The 7,326-nt window shown below is 71.9% G+C and carries 7 protein-coding genes and 1 pseudogene; 7 read left to right on the forward strand and 1 reads right to left on the reverse strand.

Annotated features, from left to right (window positions below; all coding sequences use genetic code 11):
• The first annotated feature begins 216 nt into the window (after positions 1-216).
• The 7 genes from ACFXPK_RS19980 to ACFXPK_RS20010 all read left to right on the forward strand — a co-directional run bounded on the left by ACFXPK_RS19980 (position 217) and on the right by ACFXPK_RS20010 (position 7,169).
• Positions 217-1,173 (forward strand): helix-turn-helix transcriptional regulator, encoded by a 957-nt coding sequence (locus ACFXPK_RS19980; RefSeq protein WP_384999929.1) that lies wholly within the window; start codon positions 217-219, stop codon positions 1,171-1,173.
• A 17-nt stretch (positions 1,174-1,190) separates the two neighbouring features.
• On the forward strand, positions 1,191-2,147 hold the full coding sequence (locus ACFXPK_RS19985) for a helix-turn-helix transcriptional regulator (protein ID WP_385077158.1): 957 nt from the start codon (positions 1,191-1,193) through the stop codon (positions 2,145-2,147).
• Between the two features lie 104 nt (positions 2,148-2,251).
• Positions 2,252-2,533: a hypothetical protein gene (locus tag ACFXPK_RS19990; RefSeq protein ID WP_384999924.1), complete on the forward strand. Its 282-nt coding sequence runs from the start codon at positions 2,252-2,254 to the stop codon at positions 2,531-2,533.
• A 4-nt stretch (positions 2,534-2,537) separates the two neighbouring features.
• Positions 2,538-2,735 (forward strand): hypothetical protein, encoded by a 198-nt coding sequence (locus tag ACFXPK_RS19995; RefSeq protein ID WP_384999921.1) that lies wholly within the window; start codon positions 2,538-2,540, stop codon positions 2,733-2,735.
• 215 nt (positions 2,736-2,950) lie between these two features.
• Positions 2,951-3,238 carry a Sec-independent protein translocase subunit TatA gene (tatA, locus tag ACFXPK_RS20000; protein ID WP_384999965.1) on the forward strand — a complete coding sequence of 96 codons (288 nt, stop codon included), beginning with the start codon at positions 2,951-2,953 and terminating at the stop codon, positions 3,236-3,238.
• A gap of 65 nt (positions 3,239-3,303) precedes the next feature.
• The gene (gene tatC / locus ACFXPK_RS20005) at positions 3,304-4,257 is read left to right on the forward strand and encodes a twin-arginine translocase subunit TatC (RefSeq protein WP_384999919.1); all 954 of its coding nucleotides are present in this window, start codon (positions 3,304-3,306) and stop codon (positions 4,255-4,257) included.
• 83 nt (positions 4,258-4,340) lie between these two features.
• Positions 4,341-7,169, forward strand: a complete 2,829-nt coding sequence (locus ACFXPK_RS20010; RefSeq protein ID WP_385077162.1) for a DEAD/DEAH box helicase — start codon at positions 4,341-4,343, stop codon at positions 7,167-7,169.
• Positions 7,170-7,225: 56 nt separating this feature from the next.
• Here ACFXPK_RS20010 and ACFXPK_RS20015 read toward each other — a convergent pair.
• Positions 7,226-7,326: pseudogene (locus ACFXPK_RS20015) on the reverse strand (cyclase); the annotation flags it as partial.

Here is a 7,326-nt window from a genome sequence, read left to right on the forward strand (position 1 = left end):
GGTGACAGCTTCCGCCATCGGGCCGTTGGGGGGGGGCGCGCCCCCGCCGGGCGCCCCCCGGGCGGGCGCGGCTGTGAGGCCGCGGCGCCCCGCCGGGCGCCCCCCCCGGGGCCTCCCCGCCCTCGCGGCCCCCCCCCCTCGGCTTTGCCGCGACACCCCGGGACGGTACGGTCAGCGGGCGGAGGCGGCACGATCAACGAGGGGTGCGAGGCGTCGATGGCCATTGCCAAGGCCGAGCGGCTGATGAATCTGGCGCTGTGTCTGCTCGGGACCCGGCGGCCGCTCAGCAAGCGCGAGCTGCGTGGTTCCATCGAGGCGTACCTGGAAGCCGGCACCGACGAATCCTTCAACCGGATGTTCGAGCGGGACAAGGACGACCTCCGCGAACTCGGTCTGGTCATCGAGACGGTGGAGAACCTCGACGGCGAGACCGGCTATCTGGCCCGCCGCGACAGCAACCGGCTGCCCCCCATCACCCTCGACGCCGAGGAGGCCGCGGCCCTCGGCCTGGCCGCCAAGGTCTGGCAGCAGGCCCGGCTGGCCGGTGCGGCGAGCGGCGCCCTCCAGAAGCTGCGCGCCGCCGGGATGCCCGAGGCCGAGGACAGCTACGAGGCCCACCACGGCGCCCTCGAACCCCGTATCCCCGTCCACGAGGCCGCCTTCGAGCCGCTGATGCTCGCCTGCCGCGACCGGCGCCCCGTCTCCTTCGACTACCGCAAGGCCAACGCGGCCCGCGCCGAACAGCGCCAGGTCGAGCCCTGGACGCTGGAGTGCTGGCGCGGACACTGGTACCTGGCCGGCTGGGACCGCGACCGCGGCGCCGAGCGGGTCTTCCGGCTCTCCCGGATCACCGGCCGGGTCCGCTCGCGCGTCGGTACGTTCCGCGCGCCCGTGCCCGACGTGGTGACCGTACGCGAGACCGTGGAGAGCTGGGCGGGGGAGACCGCGACCCGCTCCGCGCTGATCAGGCTCCGTTCCGGCTGCGGCTACCCGCTGCGCTCCCGGGCGCTGTCGACCCGGGCGGCGGCCGACGGCTGGGACGAGCTGGAGATCCCGTACGGACACGGCCTGGACGCCTGGCTGGTGGAGTTCGGTCCGGACGTCGTCGTACTGGAGCCCGCGGATCTGCGGGCCGATGTCCTGGACCGGCTGCGCGCCGTGGCCAAGGGCTGAGGGGGAGCGGACACACCGTGGCAGCCAACGCGATCGACCAGACCCGGCGGATGCTCTCGCTGGTGACCTATCTACGCGAGCGCCCGGGAGCCCATGTCGGCGACGTGGCCCGCGCGTTCGGGATCAGCGAGGACGAGCTGATCTCCGACCTCGACGTCCTGCCCATGTGCGGGACGAGCTTCCGGGGCGGGGACCTGCTGGACATCGACACCGACGGCGACCGGATCTGGTGGCACAACCCCGACGACGTGGCCGAGCCGCTGCGGCTCGCCGCCGACGAGGCCACGGCGCTGCTCGTCGCGGCCCGCGCGGTCGCCACCCTGCCCGGCCTGCGCGAGGGCGACCGGCAGGCGCTGCTGCGCGCCACCGCCAAGCTGGAGGCCGCGGCCGGTGAGGCGGCGGGCGCCAGCTCCCGGCTCTCGGTGACCTTCGAGTCCGAGGGCGGCGTCTTCGCCGAGGTCGACCGGGCCATCTCCGAGCGGCGCAGGCTGTGGCTGCGCTACTACTCGCCGGCGCGCGACGAGCTGACCGAGCGCGAGGTCGACCCCATCCGGCTCTTCGCCGTGGGCCACACCTATATGGAGGCGTGGTGCCGGCTCTCCGAGGCACGGCGTACGTTCCGGCTCGACCGGGTGGCCGAGATCAGGCTGCTGGACGCCCCGGCCGCGCCCCCCGAGCTGGAGCTGCGGGATCTGTCGGAGGGGCTGGTGCAGCCGTCCGCCGAGGACCCCGAGGTGATCGTCGAGGTGGGCCCCGGCGGCCGGTGGGTCGCCGAGTACTACCCGCACGACAGCGCGGTGGAGCTGCCCGACGGCGGGCTGCGCATCACGCTGCGCACCCCGGTGCCCGCCTCGCTGCGGCGGCTCGCGCTGCGGCTCGGCGGCGACGGGCGGATCGTCGCCCCGCCGGAGCTGGCGGACAGCGCGCGCCGGGCCGCCGCCGAGGCGCTGGCGGCGTACGAGATCCACGGATGACAGGCGGGCGGTGGCGGCCGGCCCGTACGGCGGGGGAATGACCCCGCGGGGCCGGTGACCGCACGGACGTGAGCGAACGGCTGAGGACAAGGAGAAACGGAAATATGTCGGCAATGTCTGGGCCGTCTGGTCTTTCGACGGTGGTCCCGGTTCTCTTCAGGGCCGCCTGTCCCGAGTGCCGGGCCGCCTTCGAACTGTCGGCGGGCGCGCTGCGCCTGGCGATCGGGGCCAGCCGGCGCACCACCTTCTACTCCTTCGTCTGCCCCGAGTGCGAGGCCCCGGTCCGCAAGCCCGCGGGGGAACGCATCATCGAACTGCTCACGGGCGGCGGGGTGCGGACGATGCGTCTGCACTCCACGCTCCAGGACCTGCCGGGGGCGGTCTAATACCATGCTCTGGCCCATGATCGCCATCGCCCTGGGGTTCCTCGGGATCGCCGTGCTCGGCGTCCTGGCCGTCCGGGTCTTCCTCGAAGCCCGGCGGCTCGGCCGCCAGGTCGCCGCCACCACGGAGCGGATCAACCTCGCCGCCGAGGACCTGGAGCGGGCCGCGACACGGCTCGCCGCCACCGGTGACGCCCTGCGGTAGTCCACACGCCCCCTGCTCAGGGCGGTTCATGAGAGGTACGCTGCACGACGTGGCCCAGGCAGCGAGGCGCGGGCCGCGCGCTTGAAGTACGCACGGGGATTGCCCTCTGTTCACCCCCGCGCGTTACGATCGCTGGGCAACTTGTCGGACACAAGTCCGGCCCTATCCACGCAGGCCCGTTCCGTGCCGCCTCGGTGAGAAGGTAAAGACTTATGCTGTTCGGAAAGATCGGTGCCCCCGAGATCATTCTCATTCTCGTCGTGGTCGTTCTCCTCTTCGGCGCGAAGAAGCTCCCCGACATGGCGCGTTCGCTCGGCAAGTCGGCCCGCATCCTCAAGAGCGAGGCCAAGGCCATGAAGTCCGAGGGCCAGCAGACCGCCCCGGCCGATCCGCCGAACGACACCGCTCAGGACCAGGCGGCGCCCCGTACGATCCAGGCTTTCCCCGGTGATGTGACGAGCGCGCGCCCGGTGAGCGAGCCGACGGACTCGACCAAGCGCTGACACCACCTGGGACGGAGCGGGCACTGCCATGAGGGGCGGCCCGCCGCACGAGATGAGGACGTGGGTTGCTGAAGTCCGCCCGTAAGAAGGAGACGGACCCCGAGGGGCGGATGCCACTGGTCGAGCATCTGCGCGAGCTGCGCAACCGGCTCGTCAAGGCGCTCATCGGCATCGTCGTCGTGACCATCGTCGCGGCTTTCTCCTACAAGGAGATCATCGAGTTCTTCACGAACCCGGTGCTGCAGTCCGTCGGATGCGACGCGAGCTTCGCCGACCTCGCCCAGCGGAGGGAGGGCACCTGCGCGCGCATCGTCCTCAACGGCCTGATCACGCCCTTCACCCTCGCCCTCAAGGTCTCCCTGATGGCCGGCGTCGTGCTCTCCTCGCCGGTCTGGCTCTACCAGCTCTGGGCGTTCATCGCGCCGGGGCTCCACAAGAACGAGAAGAAGTACTCCCTCGGCTTCGTCGCCGCGGGCTTCCCGCTCTTCCTGGCCGGTGGCTTCTTCGCGTACAAGACGCTCCCCACCATGGCGCGGGTCCTCCTGGAGTTCTCGCCCGCCGACCTGGACAACCAGCTCCCGCTGGACGATCTGCTCGATCTGATCACCCGCATGGTGGTCGTCTTCGGTCTCGCCTTCGAACTGCCGCTCCTCCTCGTGATGCTCAACCTCGGCGGAGTGCTCAGCGGCAAGCGGATGGCCGGCTGGTGGCGCGGCATGATCCTCGGCATCACGATCTTCGCGGCGGTCGCCACCCCGAGCACCGACCCGCTCAGCATGCTCGCCCTGGCCGTGCCGATCTGGGTGCTCTACTTCTTCGCCACGGGGATCTCCCTGCTCAACGACCGCCGCAAGGCGGCCCGTATCGCGGCGGGGCCCGGCGACGACGAGGCGTCGGACCTGGACCTGACGCCCGAGGACATCGGCGAGATCGAACCCGTGGCGAACCGTCCCGCACTGCCGGAACAGTCCGACGGCACCCGGAACAACCGCGTGAACGGGTACGACGACATCACCTGACCGGCGGGGGCGGAGCGGTGCCGCCCAAAGACGATTAAAGATCGGGCTGACTGTCGGAGGGGGCGGGTAGGCTCGACCGCAAGATGACAGAGGACCTCTCACCAGCCGAGCGCTACGCCGCAGCCCGGGTCCGCGCCGCCGAGCGGGCCACGGCGCTGACGCCCTTCCGCGAGATGTACGAATTCGGTCTGGACCCCTTCCAGATCGAGGCATGCCAGGCCCTGGAGGCCGGGAAGGGCGTCCTGGTCGCGGCGCCCACCGGCTCCGGCAAGACGATCGTCGGCGAGTTCGCCGTGCACCTGGCCCTCGCCGAGGGCCGCAAATGCTTCTACACGACCCCGATCAAGGCCCTCTCCAACCAGAAGTACGCCGATCTCGCCAAGCGGTACGGGGCCGACAAGGTCGGCCTGCTCACCGGTGACAACAGTGTGAACGCGGACGCGCCGGTGGTCGTCATGACCACCGAGGTCCTGCGCAACATGCTCTACGCGAACTCGCAGGCGCTCGTCGGCCTCGGCCATGTGGTGATGGACGAGGTCCACTACCTCTCCGACCGCTTCCGAGGCGCCGTCTGGGAAGAGGTGATCATCCACCTCCCGGCCTCCGTCACCCTGGTCTCGCTCTCGGCCACCGTGTCGAACGCCGAGGAGTTCGGTGACTGGCTGGACACCGTGCGGGGCGACACCGAAGTGATCGTCTCCGAGCAGCGCCCCGTACCGCTGTGGCAGCACGTGATGGCCGGCCGCCGCATGTACGACCTCTTCGAGGAGGAGACCGACCACGGCGGCCGGGGCGTCGCCAAGCGCGAGGTCAGCCCGGACCTGGTCCGGCTGGCCCGGATGGAGAACCAGCGCACGTACAACCCGCGCGACCGCCGCCGCGGCAAGATGATCCGCGAGGCGGACCGGGAGCGCGAGCGCCGCCAGCGCAGCCGTATCTGGACACCCGGCCGGCCCGAGGTCATCGAGCGGCTGGACGCGGAGGGGCTGCTCCCCGCGATCACCTTCATCTTCAGCCGGGCCGGCTGCGAGGCCGCCGTACAGCAGTGCATGTACGCGGGGCTGCGGCTCAACACCGACGAGGCGCGCCGCCGGGTCCGGGAGATCGTCGAGGAGCGTACGGCCTCCATCCCGGGCGAGGACCTGCACGTCCTCGGCTACTACGAGTTCCTGGAGGGCCTGGAGCGGGGCATCGCCGCGCACCACGCGGGCATGCTGCCCACCTTCAAGGAGATCGTGGAGGAGCTGTTCGTCCGCGGTCTGGTCAAGGCCGTCTTCGCCACGGAGACGCTCGCCCTCGGCATCAACATGCCGGCCAGGTCGGTGGTGCTGGAGAAGCTCGTCAAGTGGAACGGCGAGCAGCACGCCGACATCACCCCCGGCGAGTACACCCAGCTCACCGGGCGGGCCGGGCGCCGGGGCATCGACGTCGAGGGCCACGCGGTGGTGCTCTGGCAGCGCGGCATGGACCCGGGCGCGCTCGCCGGGCTCGCCGGGACGCGTACGTATCCGCTGCGCTCTAGCTTCCGGCCCTCGTACAACATGGCCGTCAACCTCGTACAACAGTTCGGGCGGCATCGGTCGCGTGAGCTGCTGGAGACCTCCTTCGCGCAATTCCAGGCGGACCGGTCCGTCGTCGGGATCTCCCGGCAGGTCCAGCGCAACGAGGAGGGGCTGGACGGATACCGGGCGGGCATGACCTGCCACCTCGGGGACTTCGAGGAGTACGCGCGGATGCGCCGCGACCTCAAGGACCGCGAGACGGACCTGGCCAAGCAGGGCGCGGCGCAGCGCAGGGCCGCCGCGGCGTCCTCGCTGGAGCGGCTGAAGCCGGGCGATGTCATCCATGTGCCGACGGGCAAGTTCGCGGGGCTCGCGCTCGTCCTGGAGCCCGGACTGCCCGGGGGACGCGCCAACGGGCACCGCGGCTACGACTACCAGGAAGGCCCGCGTCCGCTCGTCCTGACCGCGGAGCGCCAGGTCAAGCGGCTGGCGGCGATGGACTTCCCGGTGCCGGTGGAGGCGCTGGAGCGGATGCGCATCCCCAAGTCGTTCAACGCGCGCTCGCCGCAGTCGCGCCGCGATCTGGCGTCCGCGCTGCGCACGAAGGCCGGCCACATCGTGCCCGAGCGGCACCGCAGGCAGCGGGCGGCGGCCGCCGACGACCGGGAGATCTCCCGGCTCCGTACGGAGCTGCGCGCCCACCCGTGCCACGGCTGCGACGAGCGCGAGGACCACGCCCGCTGGGCCGAGCGCTACCACCGGCTCCAGCGGGACACCCGCCAGCTGGAGCGCAGGATCGAGGGCCGGACGAACACCATCGCCCGCACCTTCGACCGGATCGTCGCGCTCCTGACCGAGCTGGACTATCTGCGCGCCGACGAGGTCACCGAACACGGCAAGCGGCTGGCCCGGCTCTACGGCGAGCTGGACCTCCTGGCCAGCGAATGTCTGCGGGACCGGGTCTGGGAGGGGCTCTCGCCGGCCGAGCTGGCGGCCTGTGTCTCCGCGCTGGTCTACGAGGCCCGGCAGGCGGACGACGCGGTGGCGCCGAAGCTCCCGGCGGGCGACGCGAAGACCGCGCTGGCCGAGATGGTCCGTATCTGGGGCCGGCTCGACGCCCTGGAGGAGGATCTGAAGATCAGCCAGACGGAGGGCGTGGGCCAGCGCGAGCCGGACCTCGGCTTCGCCTGGCCGGTCCACATGTGGGCCTCCGGCAAGGGGCTCGACGAGGTCCTGCGCGAGGCGGAGATGCCGGCCGGTGACTTCGTGCGCTGGTGCAAGCAGGTCATCGACGTCCTCGGCCAGATCGCGGCGGCGGCCCCCCGCGAGAACAGCACGGTCGCGAAGAACGCCCGCAAGGCGGTCGACGCGGTGCGCCGCGGAGTGGTGGCGTACAGCTCGGTCGGCTGACGGCGGAGCACCGCGGGGGGGGGGGCCCCGCCGGCGGGGCCCGCGGCGCGGGCGCGGGGCGCGCCGCCGTGGTCCTCGCAGGAGCAGTCGTCCACCGCGTTCTCGGCGACCATCAGGCGCGTGGCGAGCATCAGATGGTCGACGGTGGGGGCGTCCG

The organism is Streptomyces sp. NPDC059142 (genome assembly GCF_042755665.1).
Taxonomy (GTDB): Bacteria; Actinomycetota; Actinomycetes; order Streptomycetales; family Streptomycetaceae; genus Streptomyces.

Excerpts from the sequence above, each read along its gene's own strand:
- ACFXPK_RS20010 (WP_385077162.1), top strand. The coding sequence starts at position 4,341 with ATGACAGAGGACCTCTCACCAGCCGAGCGCTACGCCGCAGCCCGGGTC.
- ACFXPK_RS19995 (WP_384999921.1), top strand. The coding sequence starts at position 2,538 with ATGCTCTGGCCCATGATCGCCATCGCCCTGGGGTTCCTCGGGATCGCC.
- ACFXPK_RS19980 (WP_384999929.1), top strand. The coding sequence starts at position 217 with ATGGCCATTGCCAAGGCCGAGCGGCTGATGAATCTGGCGCTGTGTCTG.
- ACFXPK_RS19990 (WP_384999924.1), top strand. The coding sequence starts at position 2,252 with ATGTCGGCAATGTCTGGGCCGTCTGGTCTTTCGACGGTGGTCCCGGTT.